The organism is Streptomyces pimonensis, assembly GCF_041380215.1.
GTDB classification, from domain to species: Bacteria; Actinomycetota; Actinomycetes; order Streptomycetales; family Streptomycetaceae; genus Streptomyces; species Streptomyces pimonensis.
Genome location: NZ_JAHWZY010000021.1, coordinates 79,877 through 98,586, shown reverse-complemented (window position 1 = coordinate 98,586; position 18,710 = coordinate 79,877). Strand labels below are relative to the sequence as shown.

The 18,710-nt window shown below is 68.4% G+C and carries 8 protein-coding genes and 1 pseudogene; 7 read left to right on the top strand and 2 right to left on the bottom strand.

What is annotated here, in order from left to right:
* Positions 1-5 precede the first annotated feature (5 nt).
* The 5 genes and pseudogenes from pglY to KYY02_RS21420 all read left to right on the top strand — a co-directional run bounded on the left by pglY (position 6) and on the right by KYY02_RS21420 (position 11,485).
* Positions 6-3,911: a BREX-2 system ATPase PglY gene (gene pglY, locus KYY02_RS21440; RefSeq protein ID WP_371240248.1), complete on the top strand. Its 3,906-nt coding sequence runs from the start codon at positions 6-8 to the stop codon at positions 3,909-3,911.
* A complete protein-coding gene (gene pglZ / locus KYY02_RS21435) occupies positions 3,908-6,772 on the top strand; it encodes a BREX-2 system phosphatase PglZ (RefSeq protein ID WP_371240246.1) in 2,865 nt (954 codons plus the stop codon). The genes pglY and pglZ overlap by 4 nt, the downstream gene beginning before the upstream one ends.
* A gap of 70 nt (positions 6,773-6,842) precedes the next feature.
* On the top strand, positions 6,843-8,204 hold the full coding sequence (gene brxD, locus KYY02_RS21430; RefSeq protein WP_371240244.1) for a BREX system ATP-binding protein BrxD: 1,362 nt from the start codon (positions 6,843-6,845) through the stop codon (positions 8,202-8,204).
* Between the two features lie 2 nt (positions 8,205-8,206).
* Positions 8,207-10,363, top strand: coding sequence for a DEAD/DEAH box helicase (locus tag KYY02_RS21425; RefSeq protein WP_371240242.1), 2,157 nt, complete (start codon positions 8,207-8,209; stop codon positions 10,361-10,363).
* Between the two features lie 118 nt (positions 10,364-10,481).
* Positions 10,482-11,485 (top strand): annotated as a pseudogene (locus KYY02_RS21420) (beta family protein).
* Between the two features lie 61 nt (positions 11,486-11,546).
* Here KYY02_RS21420 and KYY02_RS21415 read toward each other — a convergent pair.
* Together KYY02_RS21415 and KYY02_RS21410 are read right to left on the bottom strand one after the other, a co-directional pair.
* Positions 11,547-12,182 carry a hypothetical protein gene (locus KYY02_RS21415; RefSeq protein ID WP_371240240.1) on the bottom strand — a complete coding sequence of 212 codons (636 nt, stop codon included), beginning with the start codon at positions 12,180-12,182 and terminating at the stop codon, positions 11,547-11,549.
* Positions 12,179-13,585, bottom strand: coding sequence for an AAA family ATPase (locus KYY02_RS21410; RefSeq protein WP_371240238.1), 1,407 nt, complete (start codon positions 13,583-13,585; stop codon positions 12,179-12,181). Before KYY02_RS21410 ends, KYY02_RS21415 begins: the two co-directional genes overlap by 4 nt.
* Before the next feature lie 166 nt (positions 13,586-13,751).
* Between KYY02_RS21410 and pglX the strand changes: the two genes are divergently transcribed.
* The gene (gene pglX, locus KYY02_RS21405; RefSeq protein WP_371240236.1) at positions 13,752-17,375 is read left to right on the top strand and encodes a BREX-2 system adenine-specific DNA-methyltransferase PglX; all 3,624 of its coding nucleotides are present in this window, start codon (positions 13,752-13,754) and stop codon (positions 17,373-17,375) included.
* Positions 17,376-17,767: 392 nt separating this feature from the next.
* Positions 17,768-18,706 carry a DUF4365 domain-containing protein gene (locus KYY02_RS21400; protein ID WP_371240234.1) on the top strand — a complete coding sequence of 313 codons (939 nt, stop codon included), beginning with the start codon at positions 17,768-17,770 and terminating at the stop codon, positions 18,704-18,706.
* Positions 18,707-18,710 lie beyond the last annotated feature (4 nt).

The following is an 18,710-nucleotide window of genomic DNA, read 5'->3' as shown; positions in this document are numbered from 1 at the left end:
CACCAATGGCCGCCCCTGCGCGACAGAGCACGGCACCGCTGCTCAAGGACCTGATGGACCTGCCGGTGTCCGTCTCCACGTCTTCCTACGTGCTCAAGCTGTCGGAGGCGGTCACCAAGGAAGGGGCCCGGAAGGCCCTGGACGACTACGTCGTCACCGGGGAGCTGCTGCGGAACTTCCGCGACGCCCTCAACATGATCTCGACCGCGCTGGAGACGCAGAGCTCCAAGGCGGCGTATCTGCACGGCTCGTTCGGTGCCGGTAAGTCGCACTTCATGGCCGTACTGCATGCGCTGCTGTCCAACAGCGAGGCGGCCCGGGCCCGGCAGGAGTTCGACCCGCTGTACCAGGATTTCGACTGGCTGCGGACGGGCGGCAAGAACTTCCTGCTCGTCCCGTACCACATGCTGAACGCCGAGAGCCTGGAGCATCGCGTACTCGGCGGCTACGTCGACTGGGTGGCCAAGGTCCGGCCCGGATGCTCCACCCCGCGCGTCTACCGCACCGACGCCCTCTTCGACCAACTCCGGGATATGAAGCGGGACTTCGGGGACGAGCAGTTCCTCGCCCAGCTCAACGCGGGCGCCTCGGAGGAGGTCGACGAGTGGGGCAACCCCGCCGCCTTCTGGACCTCCGAACGGGTCGACGCCGCCCTGAACGCTGCCGAGGCCCACGACAAGAACGTCCGGCTCGACGTGCACAACCCCACCACCCCGGCGGAACTACGCGCGCGTCTCACCCAGGACGCGATGAAGACCGTGGCCCGCAGATACGGCAGGATCGCGGCGCAGACGAACGGGTTCATCCCGCTCGACGAGGGCCTGACCGTGATCGCCGAGCACGCCAAGTCCCTCGGCTACGACGGGCTGGTGCTCTTCCTCGACGAGCTGATGCTGTGGCTCACGATGATGATGCAGGAGGAGAAGCAGGTTCTGCGCGAGTCCGCGAAGTTCACCAACTTCGTGGAGGGCGGCGACAGCCGGCGCGCCATCCCGATCATCTCCTTCATCGCCCGCCAGCGCGACCTGCGGGAGATCACCGGTGAGGAGATGCACGGCACTGGTGAGGCGGCCATGCAGCAGAACCTCAACTACGCCTCCGGCCGCTTCGACTCCATCAAGCTGGAGGACCGCAACCTGCCGGAGATCGCCCACGAGCGGCTGCTCAGGCCGCGCTCGGACGAGGCCCGGCAGGAGATCCAGGCTGGGCTCGACCGGCTGCTGGCCGCCAACCCCGGTGCAGTGCGCGACACCTGGCTCGGTGACGACAAGGCCCTGGTGGGTGCGGGCGAGGAGCCGCTGCGCAAGGCGTACCCGTTCACGCCCGCGTTCATGGACGCGCTGGTCAAGATCTCCTCGGCGCTGCAGCGCAACCGTACCGGTATGAAGCTGATGGGCGAGATCCTCGCCGACCAGCGCAACCGGCTGCGCCTGGGTGACCTGGTGTGCCTCGGTGACCTCTACCCCTACCTGGGCAAGGGCGGCAACAAGCCTTTCCAGGACGCGACCCGAGTGGTGTTCGAGTCGGCCGAGCGGCTCTACAACACCAAACTCCGGCCGTACCTGATGACCACCCATGACGTCAGCGAGGAGGAGATCGACGCCTACGCGCGCGACCCCGACTCCGTGCCTGCCGAGAGGCGGCCGTCGCTGGAGGCGTTCACCGGGGACGACCGAATCATGCGCACCCTCCTGCTGTCCGCGCTGGCTCCCGGGGCGGTGTCCTTGCAGAACCTCACCGTGGAGCGGCTCCTCGCACTGAACCACGGCTCGATCAAGAGCCGGTTCAAGGGGGGCGCGGTCCAGGCCCTGGACGGCAAGCTCCAGCAGTGGGCGGGCAAGTTCGCCGAGATCAAGGTCAGCGGTTCCGGCGCCCAGGCCTCCGTGCTGCTCGAACTGACCGACATCGACCTCGACTCGATCCTCGCCAACGCCAACACCTACACCCAGACCCGCTTCCAGCGTGACCTCGCCGAACGGATCCTCCGCCGGCTGCTCGGCACCACCCCGCGCACGGGCTACGACGAGCTTGCCCTCGTGTGGAAGGGATCGCCCCGCACGCTCGAGGTGAACTTCGCGAACGTCCGCGACAAGGACCGGGTCGGCGACGAGCAGCTCAAACCCGCCACCGACGGGCTGTGGCGGATCGTCGTCGACTACCCGTTCGACGACGGCAACTACGGGCCGCGCGAGGACGCCATGCGCATCGAGGGCCTGCGGGCGCAGGCCGGCCCCGACGGTCCCGCCCGTACCCTCGCCTGGCTGCCCACCCACCTGTCCCAGCAGGCGCGCGACAGCTTCCGGCGGCTTACCGTCATCGACAGCGTCCTCTCCGACGAGGACCGCTTCCACGGAACCTTCGCCAAGCACCTCAGCCAGGACAAGCGGGTACGCGCCTGGCAGCTGCTCGAAGCCCAGCGCGACACCCTGACGCGGGAGGCGGAGAAGGCGTTCAAGCAGGCGTACGGACTGGCCGACAAGAAGGAGACCGAGGTCCAGCTGGGTTTCGAGGACCACCTCGACCCCGTGCATCCGGTGCCCGGCCTGTCTCTTCCGATCGGCGCCTCCTTCGAGAAGGCCGTCCGGCTCATCGCCGCCCGTCTGCTGGAGTGCCAGTTCCCGGCCCACCCGCAGCTCGATCCGGAGAACACCGGCAGGGCGATCACCACGTCCGACGCGAAGAAGGTGTACGAGCTGGTGCGGCGGGCCGCGCTCGCCCGCGACCGGCGGGTGGAGGTGCCCTCCGGTGAGCGCAAACTGATGACGCGGCTGGCGCAGCCCCTGCTGCTGGGCACCATGGGTGAGGCGTACTTCGAACTGTCCTCGCACTGGACGGACTTCTTCGACGACCAGGCCCGCGCCGACGGACTGCCCGCGGGCGACGACCTGACGTACGTACGCCTGACGGACTGGCTCGACCGGCCCGAGCCGCGCGGGTTGCACGAGACGGCCCGGCAGCTCGTGATCGCCGGGTTCGCCGAGATCGCCGACCGGGTGTGGGTGCGGGGCGGTGCTGTCCAGGACGTCTCGCTCGCCTTCGCGGCTCGTGCCGGAGATGCCCTGCGCACCCAGCCCCGGCCCTCGGAGCCCGACTGGGAGGAGGCACTCGACCGCTACGAGTCCCTCTTCGGGGAGAAGCCCAAGTCCCGGCTCTACCGCGGGCAGATCATCAACCAGTTCGCCACGGCGGTGCGCGAGCAGGCGCGAGCGTGCGACGAGGCCGCCGGTGAGCTGGTGCGCCGCTTGGAGGACGCCCAGGGGAAGCTGGGCCTCGACGAGTCGGACCCGGCCGGGCGGCTCGCTCTCGCCCGCCGGTCCCTGGCTCTGGTCAAGCAGCTCATCGACACCGCGGAGGCCGGCTCGGCCGCAGCCCGCCGCACGGTCGAGACCCTCGCGGGATTCGACCTGCGGGGTGTCTCGCCCCTGCGCTACGGCACCTCGCTCGCGCAGGCCCGCAAGGTCGCCTCAGCGCTCGCCGAGGCCAACGCCGACTGGGACACCCTGGAGCTCGCCGAGGGCCTCGGCCCGGAGGGCCACTCCATCCTGGAGCGGCTGAAGGCCGCCGCCCGCAGCGACCAGCAGACGGCTGACCTGGCGGGAGCCCTGGAGAGGGCCCGACGCGAGGTGATCGCCCTGCTGAAGGCACGCCAGACACCGCCCACCCCGCCCGAACCGCAGCAGCCTCCCGGTCCCTCCGGCCCCGACGACATCTCCCTCAAGGGGGACGACGCCGAGCCGTCCGTGCCGTCCACCCACACGGCCACCCCGGGTTCCGGCGGTGTGCGGCGGGCCGGCGGCGGGCGTACCAAGGCCCGGGTCGCCGCGGCCCAGTTCGCCGCCGAGATCCAGGCCCTCGCCGAGGCACAGCCCGACGCCGAGATCGAGATCACCTGGCGGATGGTGGGCGAGTGACCACCGCGACCACAGCCGCCGGCCTGGCCCGGCTCACGCCCGCGCTGCTCGTCCAGTACCTGTCCGCCCGACCCGGACTGGACGGGCGTACCCGTGCCGTCGTCCTGCTCCGCGCCCAGCCCGAGTGGGACGGACCCGACACGCTCACCTACGGCGGCGGGCAGCGGGCCGCCATCGCCGCCGCTCCCTCGCCGCTCGCCGTGCACGAGCAGATCCTCGGCCATCTCCATAGTGCCGGGGACGGGTCCGGCCCCCGTGTCCTCGTCGTACTCACCGACTGCGAGGAGGCCACGCTCGACCCCGGTCTTCTCGCTCGCGTGTGGCACAACGGCGTCCGCAGCGTGGACAACTGGGAAGTCGTACGAACCTCCTTCGGGGCCGGTGCCGTGGACCACCGGCTGCAGGTCTCCGACGGAGGCTGGGCCGCCGAGGCCCTGCTGGAGGCGGCACCGCTCGACCGCTGGCCGAAGATCGCGGGCGGCACGCTCACCCGCGACCACGCCCTCGCCCAGCTCGCCCAGCGGCGCCTCGGCCTAGGCCGGTACGCGGACGCGATGGACGAGACACAAGACGTCGCGGACGACCGCATCGGCCTCACGGCTCTGCTGCGGTGGGCCGTGCGGCCCGGAGCCGCCGAACGGTTCCTCGCCCTGCGCGAAGCCGAACGCGACGGCCTGGCCGGGTTCCTCTACGAGAAGGGCCAGGCCGGACCGGCCGCCACCATCCTCTTCGGCCTCATCAGCGAGGGGCACGGCACCGACGCACTCGCCTACGGTCTGGTCGCCGCCGCGCTGTGGAGCCACACCGCTTCTCCCGGCCCCGAGGTCTACCGGGCCCGTGGCCGGGCCGAGCTGTGGGCGGGCGGCCAGGGCGTCCTCTCGCCCGAGGAGTCCGATGTGCGCTTCGCCCAGTACGGCACGGTGGCCGAAGCGACGGTGGACACGCTCGTCGCCCGCGAGGACCGGCGTGTGCTCACCCCGCTGCTGCAGCGCGCCGACGTTCTCGCCCGCCAGTTCGGGGCCGAACAGGCCGCGACCGTAAGTCTGTTCCTCCCCACCAGCTTCGAGGCTCGCGCGGCCGATGCCGGCGCCGCCCTGGCCACCGGTGATCCGGACCGCATCGCCCAGGCCGTGGGCGCGTGGGGCGAACACCAGCACGCGGGGCGCCCGGAGGGCCGCGCCCGCGTCGAGCGCGCCCGCATGGCACAGCGGCTCGCCGCCTGGCTGACCGGTCCGACAGAGCAGCCGCAGTCCGTGGAGGACTGGTTGAGGCTGCAGATCACCGACACCGCCTGGGCCGACCTCGCCCTCGACCGCATAGAGGCGGGAGGCGAGGACGTTCCCGCCCTGCGGGACGCGTACGACCGGCTCGGAGAGCAGGTCCGCGAACGCAGGCGCGAGATGGACCAGGCCTTCGCCCAGCGGCTCGCAGCCTTTACGGAGGGCGGTGGCGCACCCGGTGACCTGCTCACCGTCGAGGACTTCCTCGACCGCGTCGCCGCCCCCGCGGCCAGCGGCAAGGACCGGCGCCGCCTGCTGATCGTCGTCGTCGACGGCATGACCTCCGCCATCGCCGCCGAGATCGGGCAGGAGCTGCGCGAGCGCTTCAGCGAGTACGACCCGTTCCCGGAGGCGACAGGAGGCCCGCGGCGCCGTGCTGTGGCCGCCGCACTGCCCAGCGTCACCGCTGTCAGCCGCACTAGCCTGTTCGCCGGGCGGCTGCTGCGCGGCGCGCAGGCCGACGAGAAGCGGCTGTTCCGCCAGCACCCGTTCGCCGGTCCGGGGCGCGCGGCGGCCGTCTTCCACAAGGACGACCTGCGCGCCGAGCGCACCGGAAGCCCCTTCAGCGCACCACTGGAGGCCGCTCTGCACGACGGGCGCACCCACGTCGCGGTGGTCCTGAACACCATCGACGACCGGCTCGCCAAGGAACAGCGCCTGGGCGCGACCCGATGGTCCGTCGACGAGATCGGGTTCCTCGGCGAACTCCTCGACACCGCCGCCGCCGAGGGCATGGCCGTCCTGCTCCTCTCCGACCACGGGCACGTCGTCGACCGGCGCGACCGCCGGGTCTCCGTGCCCGAAGCGGCGGACCGCTACCGCCCGTACACCGAGGGAGAGCTGGACGAGCGGGAGATCCGGTTGCGCGGATCTCGTGTGGTCGCCCCCGAGCCCGGGGGAGCGGTCATCGCCCTGTGGGACGCCGACTCCCGCTACACCGGGCGCAAAGCCGGCTACCACGGCGGCGCGTCCCTCGCCGAGATCGCCATTCCGCTCCAGGCCTACCTGCCGTTCGGCGCCACGCCGCCCGAAGGATGGCGGGAACTCGGGGATCCCGCTCCCCAGTGGTGGTCGCTCGACCATGTGGCTGAAGAAGCCCCTGCTGCCCCGGCTCCTGTCTCGGGCCCGGCCGCGGCGCCCGCTTCGGCAAGTCGCCGTCCTTCGAAGTCGAAGCAGGTCACCCAGGAGGAGAGCCTGTTCGCCGAGCCCGCCGTTCAGGCCGTAACGGTCCCTGCCGTGCCCGCCCGGCAGGCCGAGCCTGCCGTGCCGTCCGATCCCCGTACCGCGCTCGTGGACGCGCTGATGTCGTCGGAGATCTTCGAGGCACAGCTGAAGCTCGTGGGCCGCACGGTGGACCTGGACAAGGTGCGCGCCGCCGTACAGGAACTGCTCGCGTCGAGGACGTTGCCGCTCACGGCTCTGGCACAGCGTGCCGGGGAGCGGCCCGTGCGCGCTGCCGGGTTCGCCGCGGTACTGCGGCAGCTCCTCAACCACGACGGCGAACAGGTGCTGGAGATCCTGCCGGACAACCGTACGCTTCGGCTCAACGAGCCGTTGCTGAAAGCCCAGTTCGGCCTGTGAGTGGGGGCGGTCGCGTCGTCCCGTTCGGAAGCGGAGCCGATCGGGACAGTGGCCGTGGGAAACTGGCGGGGTGAGTGAACAGCCCTCCTCCGCATCCTCCGCCTCTGGTGTCACGGTGTCGCCCGCGCGGCGGCGGGCCGTCGTCGACGCGCTGCGGCGCGGAGCCGTCCCCGACAGCGGTCTCGATCTCCTCGCCACGGGACTCGACCGGTTCGAGGCGGCCGTGGACGGCGAGCTGGACGCCGTGGCCGCGGGCGGATCCGCCTTCAAGGCCGTGCGTGGCGAGTACGGTAGCGGCAAGACCTTCTTCGCCCGCTGGCTCGGCGAACGAGCCAAGCGCCGCGGCTTCGCCGTCGCCGAGGTACAGGTGTCAGAGACCGAGACGCCCCTGCACCGGCTGGAGACCGTCTATCGCAGGGCCACCGAGCGCCTGGCCACCGCGAGCTTCCAACCGTCGGCCCTCCGGCCCATCGTCGACGCGTGGTTCTACGCGCTCGAGGAGGACGCCCTTGCCGCCGGCGCCGACGACTCCCGGCTGGAGCAGGCCGTCGCGAAGCTCCTCGACGACCGCCTCTCGGAGGTCTCCCGCGGCGCCCCCGGATTCGCTGCCGCACTGCGCGGCTACCACTCCGCGCTGGGCGCGGAAGACGAGGCCACCGCTGCGGCCGTTCTCGCGTGGCTCGGCGGCGAGCCGCATGTAGCGGCCGCCGCCAAGCGCGCTGCGGGGGTTCGCGGGGACCTCGACCACTTCGGCGCCCTCGGCTTCGTTCAAGGGCTGCTCGCCGTTCTGCGCGACAGCGGACATCCTGGGCTCCTCCTCGTCCTCGACGAGGTGGAAACCCTGCAGCGCGTGCGCTCCGACGCCCGGGACAAGGCGCTCAACGCCCTTCGGCAGCTGATCGACGAGGTCCACTCCGGTCGCTTCCCCGGCCTCTACCTGGTGATCACCGGCACCCCTGCGTTCTACGACGGCCCGCAGGGCGTACAGCGTCTCGCGCCCCTGGCCCAGCGCCTGGCCACCGACTTCTCCACGGACCCACGCTTCGACAACCCCAGGGCAGTGCAACTCCGTCTTCCCGGCTTCCAGCTGGAGACGCTGACTGAACTCGGCCGCAAGATCCGCGACCTGTATGCGACAGGCAGCACCTCCCCGGAGCGGGTCCGCTCCGTCGCCGACGACGCGTACGTGGCCGACCTGGCCCACGCCGTCGGGGGAGCCCTCGGTGGCAAGGTCGGAGTCGCCCCCCGCCTCTACTTGAAGAAGCTCGTCGGCGACGTCCTCGACCGCATCGACCAGTTCCCTGACTTCGACCCGCGTGCCGACTACCGCCTCACCGTCGACCGCACCGAACTCACCGACGCCGAGCGCCATGCCGCCACGCTCCCGGTTGCTCTGCCCGCCTCGGCCGGCGAGGTGGAGCTCGACCTGTGAGCGTGAGCGGAGCAGCGGACGCCGACCCTGTCGACCGGCTCGATCCAGTCCTCCTCCACCACATCGTCAACACCCTCGGCTGGCCCGGCCTCAGGCCCCTGCAGTCCTCGGCGATCGGACCGCTCCTCGATGGCGAGGACGCGGTACTGCTGGCGCCGACAGCAGGCGGCAAGACCGAGGCCGCCGCATTCCCCCTCCTCACTGCCATGGCCCGGAACGGCTGGTCCGGCACCTCGGTTCTCTACCTCACGCCTCTGCGCGCCCTGCTCAACAATCTCCAGCCACGCCTGCACGCCTACGCCCAGTGGCTGGGACGCGCGGCTGCGCTCTGGCACGGGGACACCGGCGAGTCCGAACGGCGGCGCCTGCGCCGCGAGCCACCGGACATCCTCCTCACCACACCGGAATCCCTCGAAGCACAGCTCATCAGTGTCAAGACCGACCACGCCCTGCTGCTCGGCGGGGTGCGGGCGGTCGTCGTGGACGAGGTGCACGCCTTCGCCGGGGACGACCGCGGCTGGCACCTGCTGGCGGTCCTGGAACGACTCCAGCGGCTGACCGGCCGGCGGTTGCAGCGCATCGGCCTGTCCGCCACGGTCGGCAACCCGAACGAACTCCTCGCTTGGCTTCAAGGCTCCACCCGTGGTCGAGCGCCCGGCCACGTCATTGCCCCCGGCGTCGCCACCGGCCCCGCGGCCACGACAGCGGAACCCGAGCCGCACACCGCTAAAACCCCGCCCGGGGACATCGAGTTGGACTACGTCGGCTCGCTTCCGAACGCCGCGACCGTCATCTCCGCCCTCCACCGGGGCGAGAAGCGCCTCGTCTTCTGCGAGTCCCGCCGGCAGGTCGAAGAGCTCGGGCAGGCGCTCCGAGCACGCGGCGTGACCGTGTTCCTCTCGCACTCGTCCCTGTCGGCGGCCGAGCGTCTGCGTTCCGAGGAAGCATTCGCGCAGGCACGCGACTGCGTGATCGTTGCCACCTCCACGCTCGAACTCGGCATCGACGTCGGCGACCTCGACCGGGTGATCCAGATTGACTCCCCCGCGACCGTCGCTTCCTTCCTGCAACGCCTGGGCCGTACCGGACGCCGGTCCGACAGCACGCGCAACTGTCTCTTCCTCGCCACCTCCCACGAGAGCCTCCTCCAGGCGGCCGGACTGCTGACCCTGTGGGGCAGACACTGGGTGGAGCCTGTCACCGCACCGCCGGGGCCGCAGCACCTCGTTGCCCAGCAGCTGCTGGCCGTCGCCCTCCAGCGCCACAAACTGCCCGCCGCGGACTGGCACGAGGAGTGGAACGGCCTTGCTCCCTTCGACGCGTCCGCCCGACCTGTTCTGGAGCACCTCCTCACCCAAGGTTTCCTGGAACAGGACAGCGGCATCTACTTCATCGGCGAACAGGCCGAGAAGCGTTTCGGCAGGCGGCACTTCATGGACCTCACCGCGTCGTTCACCGCACCGCCCCAGTTCGCAGTCCTGCACGGACGTACAGAGATCGGGCACACGGACCCGGCTCTGCTGGTCGAGGAACACGAGGGGCCCCTTCGGTTGCTGCTCGCCGGACGCAGCTGGCACGTGACGTATGTGGACTGGCGCCGGCATCGGGTCTTCGTCGAGGCCGCCGAGTCGGGCGGGGTCGCCAAGTGGCAGACCGGCACCGTCCGCGGCCTGTCGTACCGGCTTGCCCAGGCGATGCGCGAGGTGCTGCTCGGCGCCGACCCCGCGGTCGGTCTCACCCGGCGCGCACAGGCCGGTCTCGTGGAACTACGGGAAACCGAAGGCCGGTTCGCTCACCCGGAGGCGACCTTGATCACCCGCAGCGGACGCGACGTACGGTGGTGGACCTGGGCCGGTTTCCGCGCGAACGCGACCCTCACGGCGTGGCTGGCCAGCGCGGTCGACCCGCTGCAGCGGCCTGCGGACTCCTACGTCCGGCTCCGCCACGACCTGACCCGCGAGGAGTGGAACCAGGCGCGAAGCACGCCGCGGAGGGAGGAGCTCCCACAGGTCTCTGCGGCCGCCGTACGTGGCCTCAAGTTCTCCGCAGCGCTCCCCGATGACCTCGCCGCCAGCGTGCTGGCCGTTCGCCTTGCCGACACGGATGGGGCCGATGCTGTGCTGTCCCAACGTACGCGCTGGGAGAGTGAACCGGTCTGACAACGGCGCCGAACCTGGCACGCAGCACACCCGGTGACTGGATTGCGCCCTTTCGGTGCGCATCACCCCAGCTCACGCTGGTTCCACACCGTCGCGGGGCAGTGTGGAGGGGACCGCCATGTCCGGACCGCTGTACGTGCCAGTCCTTCCAGTGCGCGCCCATGCCGTGGCAGCGATCAAGGGCCTGGCCCCAGGGATCCGTGATCGGGTGGCCCCGGTGTGGACGCTGCCGATCATCGTGGGCGAGGGCGCCGGTCAGCTCGAAGTGGCGGTGGACAAGGAGCTGAGGCGCATCGCGAGTGTCCACAAGTACACGGCGGCATGGCTGGATGCGCCGTACGCTGCCCTCGACGAGGCCCCCTACGGACATCTGCTCCCTTTCTACTGGTCACACGCGGCGCTTCGACCCGTCACCGATCCGACCCTTCCCCCGTCCCACCAGGCTGTGGCCATGGAGTGTGCCGGTGAGGGCGGTGGCGGCCTCGGAATCCGCATACGCTTGCCCGGCGCCTGGAACGACGAACTCGCCGAGCGCACAAGGGCGCTGCTGGCGCGAGTGGATCCCGACGTGCCCGTGGATCTCCTCCTCGACCTTCACACCGTCCTGCCCGTCCACCCCGACGCGGCCAAGGAAGCACTGTGCGCAATCGACATGCTGGTTCCACTCGCCGTATGGCGCACGATCGCCCTATGGCGGGCGGCTTCCCGGACGAGGTCGACAGGGTGCTCGACAGAGACCGGGGCGAGGCCGAGCGGGCGGACTGGGACACCTGGCACGAGTTACGGGCGAGTCGGCGATCCTACGCGCAGTTCGTCCGCTACGGCGACTACGGCATCCTCGCCGCACGCAACCTGGCGCGATCGGCGGACGATACCGACCGGTCTCCCTACGGATTACTGCGGTACACGACGGAACGCACCTTCCTGGTCGCAAGGTTCTGGGCCGAGAAGCGGGGCGAGACAGGAGCCACCGGCGAGGCGGCTCGTTGGATCACCGGATTCCCCGACTTCCGTGGCTCGGGTGCGAGTACGGGCGACCGCTGGCACGAACAGTGCGCCCGCACCACGGACGCCAAGGGCACGGGCAACGGTGGAACACCATGGGGAACATCCAGCACATGACCTATGTGGTCCGTTGCTTGTCCCGGTTGGCTGACTGACCGCGACGCGACGCCGGGAGCTCTCAGAGGCCGCTCAGCGATTCCCGCAGATCGTGCGTGAACGACTGCCAGGATGCGAGCTGCTGGACCGGCCCTTCGCGATCCAGCATCTGCAGCAGTCGTGCTCGATTCTCTGGGAAGCGCCTTCGGAGCTTCTCCAAGCGGCGCCCTTTCTCCTCGCTGGCAGTAGCGATTGCCTGCTTGAGGAGTGCCTTGGGATCTGGCACCGACTCGACCCGGGCCGGCTTTGGGAGGTCGAGTGCCACCTTGCCATTGGGGTTCCCCGCCACTTCGCGGATAGCCGCCTGGTTCAGAAGCAGCCAGGCTTCCAGCATCCGTACCGGGATAACGGGCACGTGTGCCAGGCCAGGGCTCACCTCATTGACCGCTTCGGCGATCTCACTGCGCCGCCGCTCCGGGGGGTTGCCGTCGGAGTCGCGGTGGATGATGACGAGGTCGTACACCTGCCCCTCGTCGCTGAGCCACTGTGCGGCGCGCAGTTTGTCCCTGACAGAGTGGCCCGGCTTGTTCGGGAGGCGGTTCAGATCGGGAGGCGTCACAAGGATCTCGCGGCCCATTTCTGCCCCGATCTCCTCGATGTGATCGCGCAGGCCAATGTCGCTGGACCCTTCACAGAGATAGAGGGCGTGAATAATCACGAGGTGCTCCCCGCGAGAGTCAGCCGGGCTTCTGGCGGAGATGTGAGGTAAGCGAGGATGTCAGCCTTCGTCCCGTAGCCCTTCTCGGCACCGCCCGCCCGCCAGGTGCTGGCGAGGGGCCGCAACCGCAGACCGCGTGCGGCCTTGCCCATACCCCGGGGGATGCTCGCGGTATCGGCGATCAGCAGGTCGAAATCGTCCACGAGCTGGACGACACCCGGGGAGTGGGTGTTGATAAGGACTTGTCGGAAGGGGTTGTCCTCGTCCACCGGTACGGAAGGATCCACCGCCAAATCGCGCACCAGGTTCACCATGGCAGAGAGATTGGCCGGGTGAATGCCATTCTCCGGCTCCTCCATACACAGCAGCCCGTGCGCCTGTGGGTCCTCGAGCAGTACGCACAGGGCCAGGAAGCGCAGGGTTCCCTCCGACAGGCTGCGCGCCGGGAGTACCATTCCGTCGATCTCATGGAGCTTGATGGTCAGCAGCTCGCGTGTGTCGTCCGCTTCGACGTGCAGCGTCTTGACGTGCAGTCCGGACAGATCCGACAGGCGCCCCGCGACCCGGGAGTAGACCCGGGCGGGGTCGTCCGGGAACTTCTTCCGCGCGATCCGGTCCAGGCTCCGTGGCAGATGCAGGCCATCGGGCTGCATCTCGCTGGGATCGCGGTAGTTGTCGGACGTGCGCAGGGCTGAGGGTTCGAGGGCGAGCCGGCGCCACGACTGCATTTCCCGCCTGGCTGCCAGGATGGTTGGATCGTCGTTCAGATTGATGGTGGAGAGCAGGGTCTTGGCCGCCCGGCTTGCGGGTGCCGGACGTGGCTGCCCCTTGCGGCCGCCGTCGGCGTGAATGCGGATGACGGTGCCCGCCTCAAGAGACGTGGAGATGTAGGGGGTGGATCTGCGACCACGGACGACGGTGCTTCGGAAGTCTTTGGTGTGCGGGAACCGAAGATGTGAGGCGGCCTCACTTGACCTTATCTGATTGAGGTCCTCGCGGAGCAACGTCAGCCTGCCGCTCCGCTCACCGCCCTGAGGCGGCTGGTACCCGAGGTGAAGCTCGTAGCGGAGGAAAGTGGACGTCGGTTCGGCAAGGCGGCCGAAGTCGTCCTCGAGCTCGCCCGGGACGATCATCTCCGCGGCAAACTCCATCCGGTGTTCGTCGTCCGAGTAGCCGTTCCAGAACAGGTCGCGCGCATCGCCGTGCAGTGCGCCATGGGTCCCGCGTACGGCCTGGGCGGCCTCGATCATGGAGTGGTCGGCGAGCAGGCTCAGGAACTGGATGGCGTCAAAGATGTTGGACTTTCCGGTGCCGTTCTCCCCTGCGATGCAGGTGAAGGGGCCGAACTCCACCGTGAGGTCGAGCAGGTTCTTGAATCCACTGACTTCGAGTCTTGTCAGCATGTGTCCCCTCGGCGGTCTGGCGCGCACAGGAATCATAGAGCGCCGGGAAGTGACCACGGTACGCGTCAAGCCAGTGGCGGGCGACGGAATCGGGGTGGCGGCCCAAAGAGCTGGCAGGATGTGTCCGACAGGACAGTGGATCGTGAAATCACCGACGTAGGGAGGAGTGGTCGCCGCGGTGCCTCCGACTCGCGGAGCCGATACGGGGACGCCCTCGCTGGACAGGCAGGCGCTCCTTGTTGGTCTGCGCAAGCAGGTCCGGACCCTGGAGGCGGATCTTCGCGAGCGCAGCGACAATATCGATCAGTATCGCGACCGGCTGCGGGGCGCATACGAGCAGGAGAGAGCCGTCGGCCGTACCAGCGCCACGTATGGCGCCTGGCGTGACGAGCACATCATGCAGGCCGCGGTCGCCTGGGTGCTGGGCACGGTGTTCGTGCGCTACTGCGAGGACAACGACCTGATCGCCCGGCCGTTCATCGCGGGGCCGGGAGAGCGCCTGGCAGAGGCGGAGGAACGGCAGAGCACGTGCCTGGCGCAGCAGGAGGGGGCACAGGACCGGGACTGGCTGGGCGAGGCGTTCGTGCATCTTGCGCGTTCCCACCCGGTAATGGGCCGAATTTTCGCCCGCGAGCACAACCCCCTCTGGCAGCTGTCACCTTCTCCGCGGGCCGCGACCGGCCTGGTCGAGTTCTGGCGGCAGCGAGACGAGGACGGCTCCCTCCGATTCGATTTCAGTGACCCGCAGCTCGACACCCGCTTTCTCGGAGACTTGTACCAGGACATCAGCGAGGCGGCGCGCCAGGCCTACGCGCTCGTTCCGACTCCGGAATTCATCGAGGAATTCATCCTGGGCCGCACCGTGGATCCGGCTATCGCGGATTTCGGCCTCAAGGGTTTTCGAACGATCGACCCGGCCTGCGGCTCTGGAGCCTTCCTCCTCGGAATCTTCGGACGGCTGCTGAACGCCTGGCGGGCGGTTGAGCCCGGTACCCCGAACGATGAGCTGATCCGCCGCGCCCTGGAATCGGTCCACGGCTGCGATGTGAACGCGTTCGCCGTAAACATCGCGAGATTCAGGCTGCTGATGGCCGCCGCAAAGGCCAGCGGTCGACGGACGCTGGGCCAGGTGCCGGGTCAGGTGGTCAACGTCGCGGTGGGGGATGCACTGCTGGAAGGCCGCGGCGCGCCCGGCGGGCCGCCGCGTGTGATCGGAGACGTTGCCGACTTCTCTGTCTCCTGTGACCTCCTCGGGATGAATTCCTACCACGTCGTGGTGGGCGAACCTCCCTTCATTTTCGTGAGTGACGAAGCGAGAAGAGCCGAATACAGGAAGTCCTATAAAGTGGCTTCGGGGGTATTTCCGCTCTCACTTCTCTTTGTGGAGCGCATGTTCCAGCTGGCGGTGACCAAGAATGAAGGAACGTCCGGCGGGTATGTCGGGCAGTACACATCCAGCTCCTTCACGAACCGGGCCTTCGGTGAGAAGCTGATCGAAGATTTCCTGCCCCGCGTCGGACTGACGCACGTCATCGACACCTCGGGTGCCTATGTGCCGGGCCACGGAACACCGACCCTGATTCTTGTCGGCCGGAATGACCCGACCATGCGTGATGCCCCGGTGCGGGTGGTGTTCAGCGTGCACGGTGAGCCCAGGCAACCGGAGCACCCGGCCCAGGGAATCGTGTGGCGGTCGATCCTCGACCAGATTGACCTGCCCGGCAGCACCTCGGAATGGGTGAGTGTCGAGGACGAACCCCGTCACCGTTTTTCCCGCTTCCCGTGGACCATGGTGGGCGGCGGAGCAGCGGATCTCATGGATCAGCTCTCGGGATTTCCGCGGCGACTGGGCGATGTCCTTTCCGGACCGGTCGGAGTGGGCTCCGACCCGGGGGAGCGAGACGTTTTCAATCTCGGTCGTCCCTGGTTCAACCGGCACCCCGACGCGTCCGGGCTGGGCCTCGGCCTTGTCACGGGAGAAGTCGTGCGGAACTGGCGTGCCGAAGCTGCAACGGAAGTCCTGGCCCCTTATGACGGGGACGGTTCACCGCTTCTCCCGAACCTCAGCAGCTCGTGGGGGCGACACCTCTGGACAATGCGACAGGTACTCCGCACGGCCACCGGACAGCGGGGATCGTCGCAGCGCCGGCCGTGGTGGACCTGGCGGCGTTGGCTCCCCGAGCGTCATCGGAGTCCGCTTATTACGTTCGCCGCCGTAGCTACTCACAATCACTTCGCGCAAGTGGACGACGAAACGGCGTTCAACAGGACCGCACCTGTACTTCGACTGCAGGCCGACGCGAGCGAGGACACATACGTCGGTCTGCTCGGAGTCCTCAACTCGTCCACGGTCTGTTTCTGGCTCAAGCAGACCAGCCTCAGCAAGGGGACCGGTGGGGCGGCTCTCTCCGCTCCGGGCAATGAATGGGCACGTGCGTACAGCTTTGCGCCGAAATCTCTTCTCCAGCTTCCGCTTCCATCCGACGCTCCTCTTGCTCGAGCGCGGGAACTGACCAGGCGGACCAGGCTTCTTGATGCCGAAGAGCCGAGCACTATCCTTGCGGATCGCCGAGCGCCCAGCCGGAGAGTCTTGGACGCGGCAAGAGACGCATATACGCAGATCCGCCATGAGATGGTCGCTCTTCAGGAGGAATTGGACTGGGACGTCTACGGCTCGTATGGACTGCTGTTCGGCGATGAGCGAGCGCGTCTGACCACCTCGCCAGATTTCGAACTCCCTGCGCTGAGGCCAGGGGAGCGCGCGTTCGAGATCGTGTGGGCCCGCAAGGTCGCCGACGGTACGGCCTCGTCGTCCTGGTTTGAGGGGCAGGCATGGTTCGAGAGGCACGGAGTCAGCCCGGTCACCGATGTCCCGAATCACTGGCCGGCTGCCTACCGGGACGTCGTAGAGGCCAGGATCAATGCCATTGAGTCCCACCCGACAATCGCCCTCGTCGAGCGACCTGAGTACAAGCGGCGGTGGGCGACGGAGCCTTGGGAGAAGCGCGAGGAGCGAGCGCTGCGTGATTGGCTGCTCGATCGTTGCGAGCACGAACAACTGTGGTTCGAGGAGAAGAATGGCGATAAGCGTCCGCATCCCCGAACGATCCGTCAACTGGCCAGTGAACTCGGTGACGATGCCGGAGTCTGTTCCGCAGCCGCGCTCTACGTTGCCGACCACCTGGAGCGGCGTGAGGCCACGCTCGCAGATGTGCTGGCCACGATCCTGGAAGGTGAGCAGGTCCCGTATGCGGCAGCGTTGAGGTACAAGGAGTCGGGACTACGCAAGCGCGCGCAGTGGGAGCGGGTCTGGGAGCTTCAGCGCCGCGAGGACGAGACGGGCGAGTCACTGGGGATTCCGGTTCCGCCCAAGTACGTGAGCGCTGACTTTCAACGCGCGTCCTACTGGTCGATCCGAGGCAGGCTGGACATTCCCCGGGAACGTTTCATCTCCTACGCCGATGTCGTTGACGAAGAGGGTGGTCTGTTGCTCGGTTGGTCGGGTTGGAGCGAAACAGATCGTGTTCGCGTTCTGCTGGATTTGGTCAGTGCCGTTGGCCGGCAACCAGATCCGAGTATGAGTCGGCTCACCTCTCTCTTGGCCGGAGTGCAGGAACTTCTCCGCTCCATGCACCGATGGGAGACTCAGGAGGAATCGGCGGGCAAGGTAGGTCAAGTCGAGGCGTTCCAGCGTCACTTCGAAGACATGCTCAGCGCGTACGGGCTCAGCACCCACGACTTGACCTCCTGGAGACCGCGGCGCTCCACGCTGAAGCATCACTACCGGTGAGGTGGCAGTCGCCGGGCGGTACAGGTCGGCCGTGGCGGTTCGTGATGATCAGACCCTCGTCCGGCGGCCCGGCGCAGCCGCGTGCCTGGCGGTGGCGTTGTGCGGGAGGCGAGACGGGTTACGGCTCAGAAACCGTGATACGTGCTGTGCCAGCCGCTCGATCAGGAAGCAATCCACCGACAAGGTTGCGTAACTGTCTTGGTCTTGAGGCGGACGGCCCTTACCGCGCTGCCGTTGTTCTTCGATGTGAAGGGTGACTCTGCTCAGCAGCAGGCAGCTCGTCGTGAGGACGATGACGGCAGCTTCTGGTGCAAACGGCTGCCGGGCCCATTCCAGCAGAAGATGGAGCCGTGATGCGACGTAAATCATCCGCCAAGGTCGCCACTATCGGGGTGACCCGCACCAAACTCACCGTCGAGGACGAGCTGGAGTGGCTCTTCCGCGAGCAGCCCACCGAGGACTTCGGCATTGACGCGCATACCGAGGTTGTCGACGGCAAGGACGTCCGTGGCCGGCTGTTGGCCCTGCAGATCAAGAGTGGGATGAGCTGGTTCCGGGAGACGGCGCCAGGAGGTTGGTGGTTTCGGCCGGACGGCGAGCACGTGGCTTACTGGCTCAACCACTCACTGCCGGTGGCCGTGGTGCTGTACCACCCGGAGACCAAGCGCTGCCACTGGCAGCTGGTGAACCGCCAGACGCTCCAGGAGACGTCCACCGGCGGCTGGAAGCTCCTGGTGCCGGAGGCTCAGGTGCTGGATTCGAGCGCCCGAAAGGCCCTCCGGGAGGCTGCCGAGGGTGATCCGTACGAGCTGCGTATCCGTGAACTGCAACTGGCCAAGCCTTGGATGGAGCTGCTGGCCAGCGGCAAGCGGCTGGTGGTCGACATAGAGGAGTGGGTCAACAAGAGCACAGGACGAGGCGACATTCGTCTAGCCATAGACAAAGAGGACGGCGAGGAACCCGAGAAGCTGGCCAGTTGGGGCGTTTTCCTTGGCCTCGCCAGCTACGCCGAGGTGGTGCCGAAGCTGTTCGCGTGGGCTGACACCCGCGTGCACCCGGAGACGTACGACGGGACGGAGTATGACCAGTGCAGAGCAGATTGCTGTATCTGGGCCGACGAGTACGAGGTCTTCGCGGCGGTGCCGTTCGAGGAGTGGAAGCGCGGTCTGGATACAGAACGTATCCGGCCATACCGCAACGGCGGCGGCGAGGTCGACTTCTATCGGCTTGAGCTGACGCTTAACGAGCTGGGCAAGGCGTTCCTGGTGGTGGATAGGTTTGGGATGGAGGGCGGGAGGTTGCTGACGAGGGTAGATAACCCAGGAGACTGACGGC